The 15520-nt window shown below is 71.3% G+C and carries 11 protein-coding genes and 3 pseudogenes; 9 read left to right on the plus strand and 5 right to left on the minus strand.

The features are described from left to right. Positions 1–78: 78 nt before the first annotated feature. Genes OG542_RS09175 through OG542_RS09185 form a run of 3 tightly spaced genes read right to left on the minus strand, consistent with a single transcriptional unit; the run spans position 79 to position 2671 of the window. Positions 79–1377 carry an SNG1 family protein gene (locus OG542_RS09175; protein WP_328409798.1) on the minus strand — a complete coding sequence of 433 codons (1299 nt, stop codon included), beginning with the start codon at positions 1375–1377 and terminating at the stop codon, positions 79–81. Beyond that, positions 1374–2504 (minus strand): 4Fe-4S binding protein, encoded by a 1131-nt coding sequence (locus OG542_RS09180; protein WP_328409800.1) that lies wholly within the window; start codon positions 2502–2504, stop codon positions 1374–1376. Before OG542_RS09180 ends, OG542_RS09175 begins: the two co-directional genes overlap by 4 nt. Before the next feature lie 35 nt (positions 2505–2539). Continuing rightward, entirely contained in the window at positions 2540–2671 is a 132-nt protein-coding gene (locus tag OG542_RS09185; protein WP_328409802.1) for a hypothetical protein, read from the minus strand. Positions 2672–3155: 484 nt separating this feature from the next. Here OG542_RS09185 and OG542_RS09190 point away from each other — a divergent pair. Continuing rightward, a pseudogene (locus OG542_RS09190) lies at positions 3156–3325 on the plus strand (alpha/beta fold hydrolase); the annotation flags it as partial. A gap of 38 nt (positions 3326–3363) precedes the next feature. Here the strand turns inward: OG542_RS09190 and OG542_RS09195 are convergent. Continuing rightward, positions 3364–4005, minus strand: a complete 642-nt coding sequence (locus OG542_RS09195) for a TetR/AcrR family transcriptional regulator (protein WP_328409804.1) — start codon at positions 4003–4005, stop codon at positions 3364–3366. A gap of 156 nt (positions 4006–4161) precedes the next feature. On the opposite strand from OG542_RS09195, the gene OG542_RS09200 reads away from it, so the two are divergent. From OG542_RS09200 to OG542_RS09230, 7 genes and pseudogenes are all read left to right on the plus strand, one after another. After that, on the plus strand, positions 4162–5073 hold the full coding sequence (locus OG542_RS09200) for an SDR family oxidoreductase (RefSeq protein WP_328409806.1): 912 nt from the start codon (positions 4162–4164) through the stop codon (positions 5071–5073). A gap of 4 nt (positions 5074–5077) precedes the next feature. After that, complete coding sequence (locus tag OG542_RS09205) at positions 5078–6214, plus strand: MBL fold metallo-hydrolase (RefSeq protein ID WP_328409808.1); 1137 nt, start codon at positions 5078–5080, stop codon at positions 6212–6214. After that, positions 6211–7140, plus strand: coding sequence for an alpha/beta fold hydrolase (locus tag OG542_RS09210; RefSeq protein WP_328409810.1), 930 nt, complete (start codon positions 6211–6213; stop codon positions 7138–7140). The genes OG542_RS09205 and OG542_RS09210 overlap by 4 nt, the downstream gene beginning before the upstream one ends. Positions 7141–7210: 70 nt before the next feature. Beyond that, the gene (locus OG542_RS09215) at positions 7211–8122 is read left to right on the plus strand and encodes a metal-dependent hydrolase (protein WP_328409812.1); all 912 of its coding nucleotides are present in this window, start codon (positions 7211–7213) and stop codon (positions 8120–8122) included. 23 nt (positions 8123–8145) lie between these two features. Continuing rightward, the gene (locus OG542_RS09220; protein WP_328409814.1) at positions 8146–9246 is read left to right on the plus strand and encodes a PDR/VanB family oxidoreductase; all 1101 of its coding nucleotides are present in this window, start codon (positions 8146–8148) and stop codon (positions 9244–9246) included. Between the two features lie 15 nt (positions 9247–9261). Further along, positions 9262–9848, plus strand: a pseudogene (locus tag OG542_RS09225) (radical SAM protein); the annotation flags it as partial. Between the two features lie 367 nt (positions 9849–10215). Beyond that, positions 10216–11307 (plus strand): lytic polysaccharide monooxygenase auxiliary activity family 9 protein, encoded by a 1092-nt coding sequence (locus tag OG542_RS09230; RefSeq protein ID WP_408057738.1) that lies wholly within the window; start codon positions 10216–10218, stop codon positions 11305–11307. Between the two features lie 78 nt (positions 11308–11385). On the opposite strand, the gene OG542_RS09235 is transcribed toward OG542_RS09230, so the two are convergent. Next, the gene (locus tag OG542_RS09235) at positions 11386–12306 is read right to left on the minus strand and encodes an aminoglycoside phosphotransferase family protein (RefSeq protein ID WP_328409816.1); all 921 of its coding nucleotides are present in this window, start codon (positions 12304–12306) and stop codon (positions 11386–11388) included. 779 nt (positions 12307–13085) lie between these two features. Between OG542_RS09235 and OG542_RS09240 the strand changes: the two are divergent. Beyond that, positions 13086–15350, plus strand: a pseudogene (locus tag OG542_RS09240) (SpoIIE family protein phosphatase); the annotation flags it as partial. Positions 15351–15520: the final 170 nt, after the last annotated feature.

Here is a 15520-nt window from a genome sequence, read left to right on the forward strand (position 1 = left end):
AACCCGAAGCGGACGAAATGAAAACCGATCGGTTTCCGGGATCGCTCCGAGTAATGGCTCGTCTTGGGTGACCTGCCGTTACGCCGGGACGGCGGTCTTCTCGGGCTTCGTCTCCGCCGGGATGCGGTGCAGTCCCTCGCGGTCGTACCACCCCAGTACGCCGAAGCCGAACAGTCCGGCCGCCACGAGACCAACCGCCATCATGACCCAGCCCCGGGTCAGCCCCGCGTCGCCCTGGGCGTCGTAGTAGAGGATCGAGCGGATACCACCGGTGATCTGCCGCAGGGGCTCGAACTCCGCGAGGAAGCGGTAGAAGCCGGGCAACGCCTCGATCGGGGTGGTGGCGCCGGACGTGGGCACCGCCATGCCGATGAAGACCAGCGTGACCACCAGCATGCCGGGCGTGCCGAAGGCCGCGAGGAGGGTGAGTGCACCGATCCCGGAAACCGCGACGGCGCACACCGAGTACACCCACAGCAGCGGCAGGTGGGAGGCGTCCATGCCCATGAGGCCGACCGCGCCGGCCATGACCAGGGTTCCCATCAGCAGAGACAGACCGGCCATGAGGGTGATGCCGATGGTGAGGGTCTGCACCCGGGTCGCCCGGATCAGTGGACGGTGCAGGCGCACGGGGCCCATGTCGTTGTGGGTGTAGCCGAGGGCGTGGTCGACCTGGCCGCTGATGACGTTGGCGGAGAGCATGCCGACGACCACGAGGGTGAGCGCGTAATAGAACGCCGTCATGCCCAGGCCGCTGTGCGAGTCGAGGGGGTGGCCGTCCTCGACCGTGACGGCGGCCGGGTCGGTGAGCAGGACGCGTGCCGCGGCGGGCAGCTTCGCCTGCGCGGTCCCGGTCTGGGCGGCCAGCTCCTTGCCCACCTGGAGCGAGGCGTTCTCGGCCGCCTGGGTCGTCGCCGTTCGGGCCAGGCCGGAGCCCAGGCTGCCGGCGGACTGGTTGGTCAGCACCGTCAGTGTCGGGCGGGCCGGGGTCCCGGTGGGCGCGGTGCCGGTCAGTGCGGTGGTGGAGGAGGTGAAGTCGGCGGGCACGACGAGCGCGCCGAACAGCTTGCCCTTGCCGAGCTCGTCCTTCATCTCCTTCTCGTCCATCACCTTCCAGTCGATCTTGTCCCCGCTCGCGGTCGACTTCTTGATGGAGTCGGTGATCTGCGCCCCGAGGTTGACGTGCTTGCCGCCGGCAGCGGCTCCCTTGTCGGCGTTGACCAGACCGACGGGCAGTTTGGTCAGGTGATCGGCCGGATCGATGTTCGCGCCGACGTAGAACACGGCGAACAGCAGCGCGAGTACGCCCGTGATGACGCCGTTCGCGATCCACAGGGGCTTGGCGCGCAGGACCCGGGAGGGGTGAATGCCACTCATGGCGTACGTGTCTCTCGGTCGGTGGACGCGGAACGTTTCGCCGGGGGCTGCCAGCCGCCGGTGACTTCCTTGACGGGCTTGTGGGGGAAACGGCGCCGGGCATACTCCTGCGCGTGGGAGTCCGGCAGGACGTACAGGGTTTCCTTCTTGTCCTGGAGCGGCCGCAGGACGGTGTCCATGAAGTTCTTGCGGTCGTCCAGGTAGGGACCCAGGACGTCCTCGCCGGCGGGGCAGACGGCGAGGCAGTAGCCGGACTTGTAGCCGGGGGGTGAGCTCAGGCTCTGCCACATGGAGGCGCTCTCGGAATCGGTGACCCGGGAGCGGTAGTCGGCGGCGTCCTCGCTGTCGGCCACGGTCTGCGCCCAGTCGGTGAACCCGCTCATGAACTCGCGGTAGTTGTGCGTGGTGCAGGCGAGCGCGTCGAAGGCGCCGTCCTTGGCGATGGCGCCGACCGGACAGGCGGCGACGCACAACTTGCAGTCGATGCAGGGGTTGTAGTCCAGCGGCTGCCCGTACTCGCTCACCTCCGCGTCCACCAGGACGGTGACCAGCAGGATGAAGCTGCCGAACTTCGGGTGGATGACGTTGCGATGCAGGCCCATCACGCCGAGCCCGGCGGCCACCGCGACCGTCTTGTGCGCCACCACCCAGATCCGCTCACTGGGGAAGCGGTCCATCTCCTGGGGAAAGCCGACCGATGGATTGAGTGCGCGGTAACCGATGTCCTGGAGTGCCTGGGTGACGCTGCGGGCGGCGTGGTTGGCTTGCTCGTCGGTCTGGTGGTACTCCTGGTTGGCCACGCTGCGGGCCGGGGTGCGCAGGTTGTCGCGGTTCATCCGGACCGCCATCGCGATCAGGGTGCGGGTGCCGGGCAGCGCGGACTGTGCGTGCTCGCGCTCTCCGGCCAGGTCAGGGTGGTCCAGGCTGACCGCCGCGGCGTCGTCCGCACCGGCCGCCAGACACAGCTCGCGCAGCCATTCCGCGTCGATCACCGCCGGCGGACTCACCGCGTCACCGGCCCTGCGCCGGGCCAGTACAGCCTGTACCGAGGGGTGGGCGGCCAGCTTCGCCGGAAGCCTGGGAACGGGGGCCGTCGGTTGCCCTTCGGCGTCGCGCGCGGCAGTCATCCGTACTCCTCGGGATTCGGGTTCGAGACTCGCCTTCACGGCGAGAAACCGATCAGTTTCCCCACCGTAAACTGATCGGTTTCCGCACGCAAGCCCGAGCCGGAGAGGTTCAGGCGGAGACGAGTTGACCGGATGGCGCCTTCGCCTTTTCTGAGCTCGAAGATCACTTGAGGCAGGGCCTCCTGGCCCTGGCGTGGGGCCCGTGAACACGTCCGACGACACCGAGGAGCCGTCGGGGAGGGCCGGGGAATGACCGACCGGTCGCCCGACCTGTGTGGCGAGGCCATAGGACCCCACTACGTCCGGCCGACGAGAGGCCGCCACGCCGTTCCCCGTACGTCCGTGCCGATCCGCCTGCGCCTGCCGCTCGGGAAGGCTCTCGCACTGACCGCGCTGCCGACCGTCCTCGTCCTGGGAAGTCAGCGTCCGCCCTCCGCCTCCACCTCACGCCCGACACCGTCCCGGAGTGGCTCTACGACACTGTCGGGAAGCTGGGCCTCAGCTCCAACTCGACCTGGACGAAGCCGACATCGATCAGGCGGGACAGACAGGAGGAGAGCTCGTCATACCAGGGATCCACGGGTACGGAACGCCCCGGTGAAGCCGGGTGCTCTGGCGGGCTTGCGCCCGGAAACCGATCGGTTTACCGTACTGCGGGCGGACTACGCGGACGAGCTCCTCGAGGTGGGCAGCCGCCCCGGCTGACCGAACGTCGCCATGGCCGTGCGTACCAGAACCTGCCCAGCCTCATCGCTGCCCGCTCGCGCCATCCCGAAGTCAAGGGCCCCGTCCACCTCGTCTACGGAGAGAAGGACTGGTCCGGCGCGGAAAGCTCCTGAAGGAATCCGGGCCTGAGTGATCAGGGCTGATCGCTGACGGCTCGGTAGGCCGCGATGAACAGGGTGTGGCACAGGTCGACCAGTTCTTCGACGGTGGCGTTCTGGTGGCCGAGTGTCCAGTCCACGAGGAGTTCGTTGACTCCGCCGACCAGGCTCATCGCGGTCATGGTGAGCCGGTTGGAGGAGGCTTCCGGGCCAGGGAGCGGTGAGACGACGGCAGCGACCATTGCGGCGAATTCGTGCAGAACCTCGCGGCGGCGCACTTCGAGGCGAGGGCTGGCGCCCACGACCTCGATGAGCACCAGGCGGGCCTTGCGGGCGTCGCCGGCCAGTGTGCGGATGAACACCTCGAGGCCGGCGCGCAGCTGGGCGTCGACATCGGGTGCGGCAGCGGCTGCGGCCTGCGCGGTTTCGGCTGTGATCGTAGAGATCAGCTCGTTGTAGACCCCGGCGAGAAGGTCTTCGCGATCGCGGAACGACTCGTAGAAGTAACGCTCGGTCAGTCCGGCGTGCGAGCACACCTGCTTGACGGAGACCGAGGCGTACCCGGCCGTGCCGAACAGGTCGAGGCCCGCCTGGATGAGGCGGGTGCGGCGCTCCTGCTGTCGTTGCGCCGCATCGCGTCCGCCGTAGCGCCGCCCGGCGGTCTGTGTGCCGGTCATTTTTCCCCTTCGCAGAGGTGTTGACACCGGTGTGCTCTGAACTGACACTCTAGCTTGTCAGTTCATCTGACATAGCATCGTGTCAGAATGCGCTTGGGGGCCGCTTGCCGCTCAGCGTTCCGCTCATGCTCAGGGCAAGGAAGGGGCTCGACGACCGTGGCAGCACCGCCCAGGTACCCGTACACGTCCAGCCGGAGAGACCGCGACAGGCTCCCCCGCACGCAACCGCTGACCGGCCGAGTGATCGCGGTCACCGGGGCGGGCCGCGGAATCGGGCGTGCCGTCGCGGCCCGGCTCGCCGCGGCCGGAGCCGCCGTGGCGATCGGCGATCTCGACGCGGAGCTCGCCAGGGAGACGGCCGGCGCCCTCGGCGCGCGTCCCGGTGGCCGACTGCTCGGGCTGTCTCTCGACGTCACCGACACACATTCCTTCGAAGACTTCCTGCGCGCCGTCGAGACCCGGCTGGGGCCGATCGACGTACTGATCAACAACGCCGGAGTCATGTGGGTGGGCCCCTTCGAGGAGGAACCGGAGGAAGCCGCCCTGCGCCAGTTCGACGTCAACGTCCACGGCGTACTGCGTGGGATGAAACTCGTGGTCCCGGGGATGCGGAAACGCGGTCGCGGCCACGTCGTGAACATCGCCTCCGCCGCCAGCAAGGTCGCCCCGGCCGGCGAGGCGACCTACGCGGCGACGAAGCACGCCCTCCACGGCTACAGCACAGCCGTCCGCGCCGAACTGCGCGGCACCGGCGTGCACGTGTCCCTGGTGATGCCCGGCGTCGTGGACACCGAGCTGGCCGTGGGCACCGCGACCGGCCCCACCCGACGCCTGACGACGGATCAGGTGGCCGACGCGGTGCTCGGCGTCGTGCTGCGCCCGCGGTTCGAGGTCTTCATCCCACGTCAGGTGGCCGCCCTGACCCGGTTGGCCGCGCTACTGCCGGGCCGTGCCCGCGACGCCCTGCATCACCTCCTTGTCCCCGACCAGCTCGCCGCCCTGTCCGACCGGTCGGTCCGCGCGGCGTACGAGCAGCGCACCCGGACCGCCCGCCTGCCCGAAGGATGAGCCCGTGACCACCACGCCCAAGCCGGCGCCCAGCGCGACGAAGGCCCAGGACGTCGCCGCTCCGCGTCCCATCCCCGAATTCGAAGGTGTCCACGACGTATGGCCCCGCGGTGACCGGCTGCGCGCCGTGCGCGGCGCCGCGGCCACCTACCGCGAGCGGTTCGTCCAGCAGGGCCGCATCCACGCCGTCCGCAGTTTCGACATCGCCGCCGCCCCGTACCCGACCCGGTTCGGCTTCCACGGCGCCGCGCTCGCCGTCAACCCGTTCGTGAGCATCGTCAACCGGATGCTCGTCGTGCAGTTCGACGGCTTCGACGGTGAGCCGAGAACACTGGTGTGGGAGCCGACCGTCGCCGCCGGAACGGCTCAAGCGCCGTTCTACGCCCAGCTCAAGCGGCTGGCCGGGGACTTTCTCACCGAGCACGTCTTCGCCCGCTACTACCAGGACCCGAACACCGTCCTGCCCTCCTGCGGTCTACGACCCGAGGACGTCGACTTCGTCAGCTTCGACCACCTGCACGTCCAGGACGTGCGCATGATCACGGGAAGTACCAGCACGATTCCCGGCGAACGGGCGCCCCGCGAAGCGCTGTTCCCGCGCGCCCGGTTGTTGGTGCACCGCAAGGAGCTGGGAACTTTCGAGTCGATGCATCCGATGCAGTGGGCCTGGTACGTCGACGGAGGCATGGACGGGGTACCGCCCGAGCGCGTCACCGCCTTCGACGGCGATGTCGAACTCGGGGTCGGCGTCAGCCTGTTGTGGACCCCCGGCCACACGGACGGCAACCACTCCCTGGTGCTGAACACCCCCGACGGGGTGTGGGTCTCCTCCGAGAACGGCATCTCGGCCGACAACTGGCAGCCCGGGCTCTCCCGCATCCCCGGGGTGCGCCGCCACGCCGCGTTCTACGGCCATGAGGTGGTGCCCAACGCCAACACCCTGGAGGACTCCCTCGACCAGTACGACTCGATGGTCAAGGAGAAGACCCTCGCCGACCCCGGCCGGCGCGATCCGCGCTGGCTGCAGATCCTGCCCTCCTCGGAGCTGGCCCCCTTCAAGCGGCAGTGGCCGGTGCTGCCCAGCTTCTTCCACGGCGGCCTGAACTACGGCGAGTTGACCGCTGCCCGTGGTGGCCGGTGACCAGCCCGGCCGCCCGCCGGATCGCCGTGGACGGCGCGGACGGCGTGGAGTTGGCCGCCTACCAATGGGGAGCGTCGACGGCTCCTCCGGTGGTGCTGGTCCACGGCTATCCGGACACCAGCGCCGTGTGGCGCCCGGTCGCCGAGCGCCTGGCCGATCGCTTCCACGTCACCGCCTTCGACGTGCGGGGAGCCGGTGCCTCCCACCGGCCCAGGGGGCTGCGCGCCTACTGGATGTCCCGCCTGGAAGCCGACCTGGAGGCGGTTCTCGACGCCGTGAGCCCCGACCGCCCGGTGCACCTGGTCGGACACGACTGGGGATCGATCCACTCCTGGGAGTCGGTCACCGGCACGCGCCTGGCCGGGCGGATCGCCTCGTTCACCTCCCTCTCCGGGCCCTGCCTGGACCACGTCGGACACTTGATCCGGGCCCGCCTTCGCCCGCGGCATCCGGATCTGCCGAAGATGCTGCGGCAGGCCGCACGGTCCTGGTACATCGCCTACTTCCATCTCCCACTCCTGCCCGCCCTGACCTGGAGAGCACTGGGACATCGCTGGCGCGCCTTCCTCACCGGCTCCCAAGGCATGCCCGGGCACACCCCCTACCCCGCGCCGACGCTGGCCCGCGACGCCGTGTCCGGCACCGCGCTGTACCGCGCCAACATGCTGCCCCGCCTACTGCGTCCCCGGGACCGGCCGACCACCGTCCCGATCCAACTCGTCATCCCCACCCGCGACTTCTGCGTCACCCCGGTGCTGTCGTACGGAGTGGAGCACTGGACGCGCCGGATACAACGGCGCCCGATCGACGCCGGGCACTGGGTACAGCTCAGCCACCCCGAGGAGGTCGCGTCCCGGATCGCGGAATTCGCCCACCGCATCGAAGACGGCTCCCGCCGCAATCCGGACACAGCGCGCCCCATCTGACACACCGGCAGTACGGGACGACTGCCTGACCGCCCCTTCGCACACACTGATCGCTGATGGAGGACCTGCCATGTTCCGAGCCGCACATGCCCGCCCGCAGCATCCGTCCGAGCCCATCGACCACCACGACCTGGTGCTGCAACCCCGGGACGTCACCTTCGACTGGGGCACCACCCCCCTGCACTGGCTACCGGGCGAGCCCTTCGCGACCCACACCTTCGATGTGCTCCACCTCATGCTCCCCGAACTCGAACGCTGGTTCGTGCGTACCTTCGAGCAGGCGCTGCCACTGATCACCGATGACCGGCTGCGCGAGGACGTACGCGGCTTCATCGGCCAGGAAGCGGTGCACGCCGAGGCGCACCAGGAGGTCCTGGAGCACCTGCTCACCAAGGGGCTGGACCCGGCTCCGTACACCCTGCAGTCCGAATGGATCTTCCGAAGGGTGCTCGGAGACCGGCCGGAGCTGACGCCGGCCGCCACCCACGAGCACCTCCTCCAACGGCTCGCCCTCATAGCGGCCTTCGAGCACTTCACCGCGTACATGGGTCACTGGATTCTCAGCAACGGGCACTTGGACCAGGCCGGCGCGGACCCCGCGATGCTCGATCTGTTCCGCTGGCACGGCGCGGAGGAGGTCGAGCACCGTTCGGTCGCGTTCGACCTGCTGGTGCACCTCGATCCCCGGTACCGGCGCCGAGTGGTCGGCATGCTCGTCACCGCTCCGGTGCTGACCCGGCTGTGGATCCGCGGAGTCCGTTTCCTGATGAGCGCCGACCCCGAACTCGACGATCAGGTCAAGGTCCGCTTCCGCGACTACCTGGCCGCGGCCCGCAAGGACCTGTTGCCCCGGCCGGGCGCGTTCGCCCGCTCGGTGCTGCGCTACTTCCGCCCCGGCTACCACCCGACCCAGGAGGGCTCGACTCAGCAGGCGGTCGCCTACCTGGCGGCGTCCCCCGCTGCCCGAGCGGCCGCCCGATGACCCAGCAACCAGCGAGGCATCCCATGGACATCAGCACACCCCTCACTCGGCCGCCGGATCTGTACGGCAGGCCGCGCAGCGACTCCTTCATGCAGAAGCTGGCGGCTTTCAGCGACAACGCGGTCACGGCCCTCGCGCGGCGCAGCACTCCTCCCAGGCGCCCGCCGGCCACCGAGATGCCCTTGACCCGGGAACTGGTGGTCGCCACCAAGCACCAAGAGGCCGAGGATGTCGTCTCCCTGCGTCTGGCAGCACCCGACGGCGGGACACTCCCGCCCTGGCAGCCCGGCGCCCACATCGGACTGCACCTGCCCTCCGGCCGCAAGCGGCAGTACTCCCTGTGCGGCGACCCTGCCGACCGGTACGGGTACCGCATCGCGGTGCGCCGCATCGCCGACGGCGGGGGCGGTTCTGCCGAGGTACACGACGCCCTCGGAGAGGGTGTGCGGGTCGCCATCACCGGGCCCCGGAACGCCTTCCCCTTCGCCGCCGAAGCTCTCATCCTGCTCATCGCGGGCGGCATCGGAATCACGCCGATCCTGCCGATGGCTCGGGAAGCCGCCCGGCGCGGGCTGGACTGGAGGCTCGTGCACACCGGCCGCAGCCGCGGCTCGATGCCCTTCGCGGCAGAGCTGGCCGAACTCGCGGCCGCAGCCCCTGGCCGGGTCTCCATCCGTCCTGACGACGAGTCCGGCATGCCCGAAGCAGCCGGTCTGTTGAGCTTGAGCCCGGCGGCGGGTGCGGTGTACTGCTGCGGGCCCGCGCCCATGATCGACGGCGTCCGGCGCGCGTTCGGTGGCAGCCGCGCGTCAGCCCTGCACTTCGAGCGGTTCGCCCCGGCCCCCATCACGGACGGCCGTCCCTTCGAACTTCAGCTGGGCGACACCGGACGGGTTCTGCCCGTGCCGTACGACCGCTCCGCCCTGGATGTTCTCCACGAGGCCCTGCCGGACATGCCGTTCTCCTGCCGCCAGGGGTTCTGCGGCACCTGCCGGGTACGGGTGGCCCAGGGCAATGTCGATCACCGTGACCACAGGCTCACCGCCGCCGAACGCGCGGCCGGCGCCATGCTGCCCTGCGTCTCGCGTGCACCGGAGGGAGAGCGGTTGGTGCTGGAGGTGTGAGCGAGGGCTGAGGGCCACAACGAGGGAACACCCGTCGCCACGCCGGGCCGCTCCGGACGCGTCTCCAGCTATCTCCGCACCAACGGCGCCGACTTCCTGCCCGGCCGGATCGCCGCCGACGCCGACTTCGCCCTGGCCCTCGCCGCCGTCCGCGGCAGCCTGCCGAGGAATGAAGTGCGTTTCACGGGCGGTGAGCCGACCCCGCACCCCGACCTGCCCGGTCTGATCGCCATCGCCCGGCGCCTCGGACTCACGGTCGGACTCACTTCGAACGGCGAAAACGGCGCCGCGGTCCTGCCCGCCGCCGCGGCAGCCGGCCTCGACCGCATCAACCTGTCCGTGTTCGGCCCACCCCGGCCGAACTCGCTGCCGTACCGGCTCCGCGTTGTGCCTCGCCGAAGCTCGCCGAGCGCAAGCTGGCCGCCCTCGACGCGACGATCGAGACCGCGGTCACGCACGGCATCAAGATCTCCGCCAACGTCGTGGTCCCCGACCGTGGCCACGTCGACCGTGTGCTCCGCGTCATCGAGCGACACGGCCGGTCTGTCGTGGTCCGGATGCTCGCATCGCCGGACGAGAGCGCCCTGCCGCTGATCGCCATGGGGCAGGGGATCCAGTTGCCGCCGGACGCGACCCGCCGGCTCTACCCCCGCCACGGTGTCGCGTACGTCGACGTCACCGACCTCGAACCCTGGACCGCCGCGCTGGGCCGGCTGCCGAGGCGCCGGGACGAACCGCTCGTCGCGGCCCCGCTGCAGGCGGCCGAGCGCGTCCTGCGCCGGGCCTGACCGGCAGGTCCCGGTGTGACAACCGTTTACAAGCGCGCCCCTCGGCGCTAACTTCCGCAACAGGCGGAGTGGGAGCGCTCCCATCACGGTGGACCGGAACCCGCCCTTGAGTCGCTCCCACTCCGCGCATCCCCACACACGCATCCGCAGGCCCGTATCCCAAGGAACGGATGATGCTGTCATGATCCTGACAAAAGAGCCGGGAAGGCTCTCGATGACCCGATTAACGCTCCCCACCCGGGCCAGGGCCCTCTTCCTCGTCCTGCTCTCCCTGCTCGTCACGGTCCCGGCCCTCGGTCTGGTCATGACGGCCGGTGGTGAGGCGGAGGCCCACGGCACGCCCATGAAGCCCGGCAGCCGTACCTTCCTGTGCTGGCAGGACGGCCTGACCGACACCGGTGAGATCAAGCCGGTCAACCCGGCCTGCCGGAATGCCCAGCAGGTCAGCGGCACCACACCGTTCTACAACTGGTTCTCGGTGCTCCGCTCGGACGGTGCCGGCCGCACCCGGGGCTTCGTGCCGGACGGCGAGCTGTGCAGCGGCGGCAACACCAACTTCACCGGGTTCAACACGCCCAGCAAGGACTGGCCGCTCACGCACCTCACCTCGGGCGCGACGGTCGACTTCTCGTACAACGCCTGGGCGGCGCACCCGGGTTGGTTCTACGTCTACATCACCAAGGACGGCTTCGACCCGGCCAAGCCGCTCACCTGGAACGACATGGAGGAGCGGCCGTTCCTGAGCGTCGACCACCCGCCGCTGAACGGGTCCCCGGGCACGGTCGAGGCCAACTACTCCTGGACCGGCAAGCTCCCCGCCGACAAGGACGGCCGCCACATCATCTACATGGTCTGGCAGCGCTCCGACAGCCAGGAGACCTTCTACTCCTGCTCCGACATCGTCTTCGACGGCGGCAACGGCGAGGTGACCGGCATCAAGGAGCCAGGCAACCCGTCCGAGCCGGTGCCCGGCACGTGCACGGCCACCCGCAAGACGACCGGCAGCTGGAACGGCGGCTACCAGTCCGAGGTCACCGTCACCAACACCGGCACCGTCCCGATGCTCGGCTGGATGGTCGACTGGAACCTCCCCGCCGGCCACAAGATCGAGAGCTTGTGGAGCGGCAACGCGACCTACAACGGCCAGTCGGTGATGGTCCACAACGCCGGCTGGAACGGCTCCCTCGCTCCGGGCAAGAGCACGACCTTCGGCTATACCGCCTCCAGCCCAGGCGGTGACAGTACGACGAGCCTGCCCTGCCGGCTGGGCTGAACCGTCACTCCATGCGGGCCCGGTGACCGGTGAGCCTCGGTCGCCGGGCCCGTTGCCGGGTGACGGCACCGCCCCGGGTCACCAGGGGCCGGCCGTGTCCAGGAGGCGCCGCAGGGCGGCCTGGGCCGGTGGGCCCCAGGTGGGCTTGCCGCCGGGGCGGCCGTGGACTCCGGCGTCTCCGATGATCATGCAGACGAGGGCGCGCGCGACGGCCCAGCCCCGGGCGCGGCGCCGGGTCGCTGGGTCCGCGGCCGGGCGGTAGAGCTCGAAGAAGCGGTCCGCGGCGCCGTCCGGCAGCAGGTTCCAGGCGGCGGCGAGATCGCAGGCGGGGTCGCCGGCGCAGAGGTCGCCGAAGTCGATCACACCGCAGAAGGTGCCGTCGGCGGTGAGGACGTTGGCCGCGTGCAGGTCGGCGTGGAGCCAGACCGCGGGGCCCGTCCAGTCGGGCGCGGCGACGGCGTCGTCCAGGATCGCGCGGACCGTCTCCGGGTCCGCGACCAGGCCCAGCTCCGTGGCCGTGGCGAGCTGGTGGGCGAACCCCTCGGCGTGCTCGGACAACGGCCCGCCTCGGCTCCGGCCCACGGGTGCGTCCTCGGGGGCCGGGCGGTGCAGAGCCGTCAGGAAGGCGGCCAGGGCCTCGGCCGATTCCTCGGCGCGGGTGGCGGGGGCGCGGTCGGCGGGGGCGCCCTGCACCCAGGTGGTGACGATCCAGGCGTGCGGAAAGCGGTCGGAGGGCTCACCGAGGCGCTGCGGGACCGGCACCTCGAGGGGCAGCGTCGGGGCGAGTACGGGGAGCCAGGTGTGCTCCTTGCGCAGCAGCATGTCCACGGAACCCGTCGCCCAGGGCAGCCGCACGGCCAGGTCGTCACCGAGGCGCCAGAGCTGGTTGTCCCAGCCGCGTGCGCCGAGCCGCAGGGGGCGATCGGCCAGGTCGGGGTGCTGGTCGCGCAGCAGCTCCCGAATCAGTTCCGGCGTGATCTCGATCTCGGTGTGGGTCATGCGGCGCAACGGTAGCCGGGCGGCGGCACGGAGGGGCACGAGTGGCGGGAAGTCGCGGGGTGTGCCGACCAGGCCGGGCCACCCGCCCCATATGTCGCGGTTATCCAGGTGTGCGATTCTGTTGTGTGGGTGCCCTGCCGCTCATGCGCGGCGTGGATCCGCCGTGTCGTCGTCGCCTGAGTTCCGGGACTCCCACCTGCCGGTGGACGCGGCACGGACGGGAGGTGGATACGGAGATGCCCCATTACGGCGATGCCCGGGCCGCGGTCCCCGGTCTTCGGGCGCCGGGGAACGGGGGCACCGGTCCGCCTCGTCCCGCGCCGGAGCTCGCCGCGCGGGAGCGGGTCCTGGCGTTCGCCGGGGTGGCACTGGCGGCGGTGTACGTACGGAGCGAGGACGGTACGGAGCTCCGCTCGGTGGAATCGGCCGGCGCCGAGCCGGAACGGTACGGGTTGCCGGCTCGGGTGCCGGTTTCGGAGAGCTTGCCTGGGGTGGGGGGTGGAGGTTCGCCGGTGGCGGGGGGTGAGGTGCCCGGGGTCGGGGGCGAAGGTCCGGGACCTGACCCGACCGAGCCGGGACCAGGCGGCCCCGCCGAGCCGGGCGGTGACGACGCCTCCAGGCCGGAGCGAGGCAGCGCCCTATCCGGGCCGGAGCGAGGCAGCGCCCTATCCGGGCCGGAGCGAGGCAGCGCCCTATCCGGGCCGGAGGGAGGCAATTACCCATCCAGGCCGGGGGGAGGCAGCCCTCCATCCGGGCCGAAGGGAAGCAGCTCCCCACCCCTGTCCTCCCCCGGTGGCGCCCCAGGGGCGGAACGCGGAGGGGCGGCCGTCGCCAAGGCCTTCCGGAGTGGGCGGGCGCTGTGGCTCGGGGATGTGGTGTTCGCCGGCCGGGAGGAAGGCTCAGCCTTTGCCGCACCGCTCGGGGCGTTGCCGCTGGGGGCCGCGGGTGGGTGGCTGGGGTGTCTTGTCGTGGTGGGAGAGGCCGGGGAGGGCTTCGGGGCCGAGCAGCGGGAGTTTCTGGAGCGGTATGCCGAGGCGGTCGCCGGGCGGCTCCGGGGCGAGGCCGACCGGTGCGCCCCCTCACCCCTGCTGGATTCGGCGCTGCGCGCCATGGGCGTCGGTTCCTTCGCCCTGGCGCCGGGCACCGGCCTGGTCGAGACGGACCAGGCCCTGCTCGAACTCGTCGGCATCCCCGAGAACGGCTTCGACGGCAAGACCGACACCCTGCTCTCGTACAGCGTCCCGGAGGACGTCCCCGCCCTGATGTCGGTGATCGAACCGTCCGCGCAGACCCCTGGACGCCGCGAACTGGAGTTCCGGATCCGCCGGCCCACCGGTGAACTGTGCTGGCTGCGCCTGAACTGCCGTGTGCGCAAGGGGCCCGACGGCGCTCCGGAGCGGGTGCTCGGCGTGGTGACCGCCGCCCCCGTGCTGCGCCGGAGCGCCAGCGACGTCGCCCGGATCCAGTGGCTTACGGCCGCGCTCGACGACGCCGTGACGGTCCGGGACGTCAGCCGCGTGGTGGTCGCCGCGCTGCGCGAGCCGCTGGACGCCGACCGGGTGGCACTCGCCGAGCTGCTGGAGGACCGGCTGGCGGTCACCGTGCTCGATCCGCCGGGTGCCGGCGCGTGGCCGGAGCTGTGGCGTGCCGAGTGGCGCTCGGAGTGGCCCGACGCGCCGGTCGCCGCCCTGCCCACGCTCCAGGCGGCGCTGCGGGACGGGCGGATGAGCCTGTGGCCGGCGGGTGCCGTACTGGAACCCGGGCTCGAGGGGATCGGCCCCGGCGGGCTCGCGGTCCTGCCGCTGCCGGCCAAGAGCAGGGTGACCGGGGTGTGCCTGGTCGGCTGGGACGCACCGCACGAGTTCGCCCCCGAGGAGCGGGCCCTGCTGACGGCGACGGCGGGGCTGGTGGGGCAGGCCCTGAAACGCGCGCACGCCTACGACGCCGAGCAGGAGCTCGCGACGATGCTGCAGCGCAGCCTGCTGCCGCGCCGGCTCCCCCGGCTGCCCGGCGGCACGGCCGTGGCCCGCTATCTGCCCGCCCGGCGCGGGCTCCAGGTGGGCGGCGACTGGTACGACGTGATCGCGCTGTCGGAGGCCAAGGTGGCCCTGGTCATCGGTGATGTGCAGGGGCACAGCGCCGGGGCCGCGACGATCATGGGCCAGATGCGTACCGCGGTCCGGGCCTACGCCGTGGAGGGCCACCCTCCGGACGTGGTCGTCGGACACGCCAACCGGCTGCTCGTCGGCATGGAGACCGACCTGTTCGCCACCTGCTGCTACGTCGAACTGGACATGGAGGAGGGCAACGCCCTGTTCGTGCGGGCCGGGCACCTGTCCCCGCTGGTGCGTCTTCCGGACGGCGGCACCGAGGAGATCGCGGTGGAGGGCGGGCTCCCGCTGGGCGTCCTCGCGGACGCGGAGTTCCCGCTGACGGCGCTCGCCCTGGCCCCGGGCTCGGTGCTCGCGCTGGTGACGGACGGTCTGGTCGAGTCGGCCGATCTGCAGGTGGACGAGGGCATGCGGCTCGTGCGTGAGGCACTCGCCGCGGCCGACCCCTCCGACCCGGGGCGGATGGCCGACGAACTGCTGGGCGACGCCGGCCGCCGTGAGGACGACGTGGCGTTGCTGCTGCTGCGCTACGACGGGATGCGGATCCGGCCGGTGCGGGCGGGCTGGGTGGTGTGGCGGCTGCCGGACGCGGTCATGCACGCCCGCCGGTTCAGCGCGCGCACGCTGCGCTCGTGGGACGTCGTGGCCGAGGCCGACACCGTCCTGCTGGTGGTGTCGGAACTGGTCACCAACGCGCTGGTGCACACACAGGGCGCGGTCCGTGTCGACCTGACCCTGGCCGCGGACCGGCTGCGGGTGACCGTGAACGACTCCTCGCCGCGCGCGCCCGCCAAGCCGGTGGTGGTGGACTGGGAGGCGACGGGCGGCCGTGGGCTCTTCCTGGTCGAGGCGATGTCTACGGCCTGGGGCTCGGTGCCGGTCGGCGGCGGCAAGCAGGTGTGGAGCGAGATCGTCGTGTCCCGGCCGGATCCGGAAGAGGAACCGAAGTCGGCACCGGAACCGGAACCCGGGCAGGGAGCGGAACCGCCGCGGGTCGAGCCGGAGCGGGTGCCGGAGCCGGGCCGGACCTGGGAGCGCGGCTGGGGCCTGGTCCGCGACCGGAGCTGGGGCATGGGCCGCAACCGCGACCGGAACAAGGGCCG

This window comes from Streptomyces violaceus (assembly GCF_036014075.1).
GTDB lineage: Bacteria > Actinomycetota > Actinomycetes > Streptomycetales > Streptomycetaceae > Streptomyces > Streptomyces violaceus.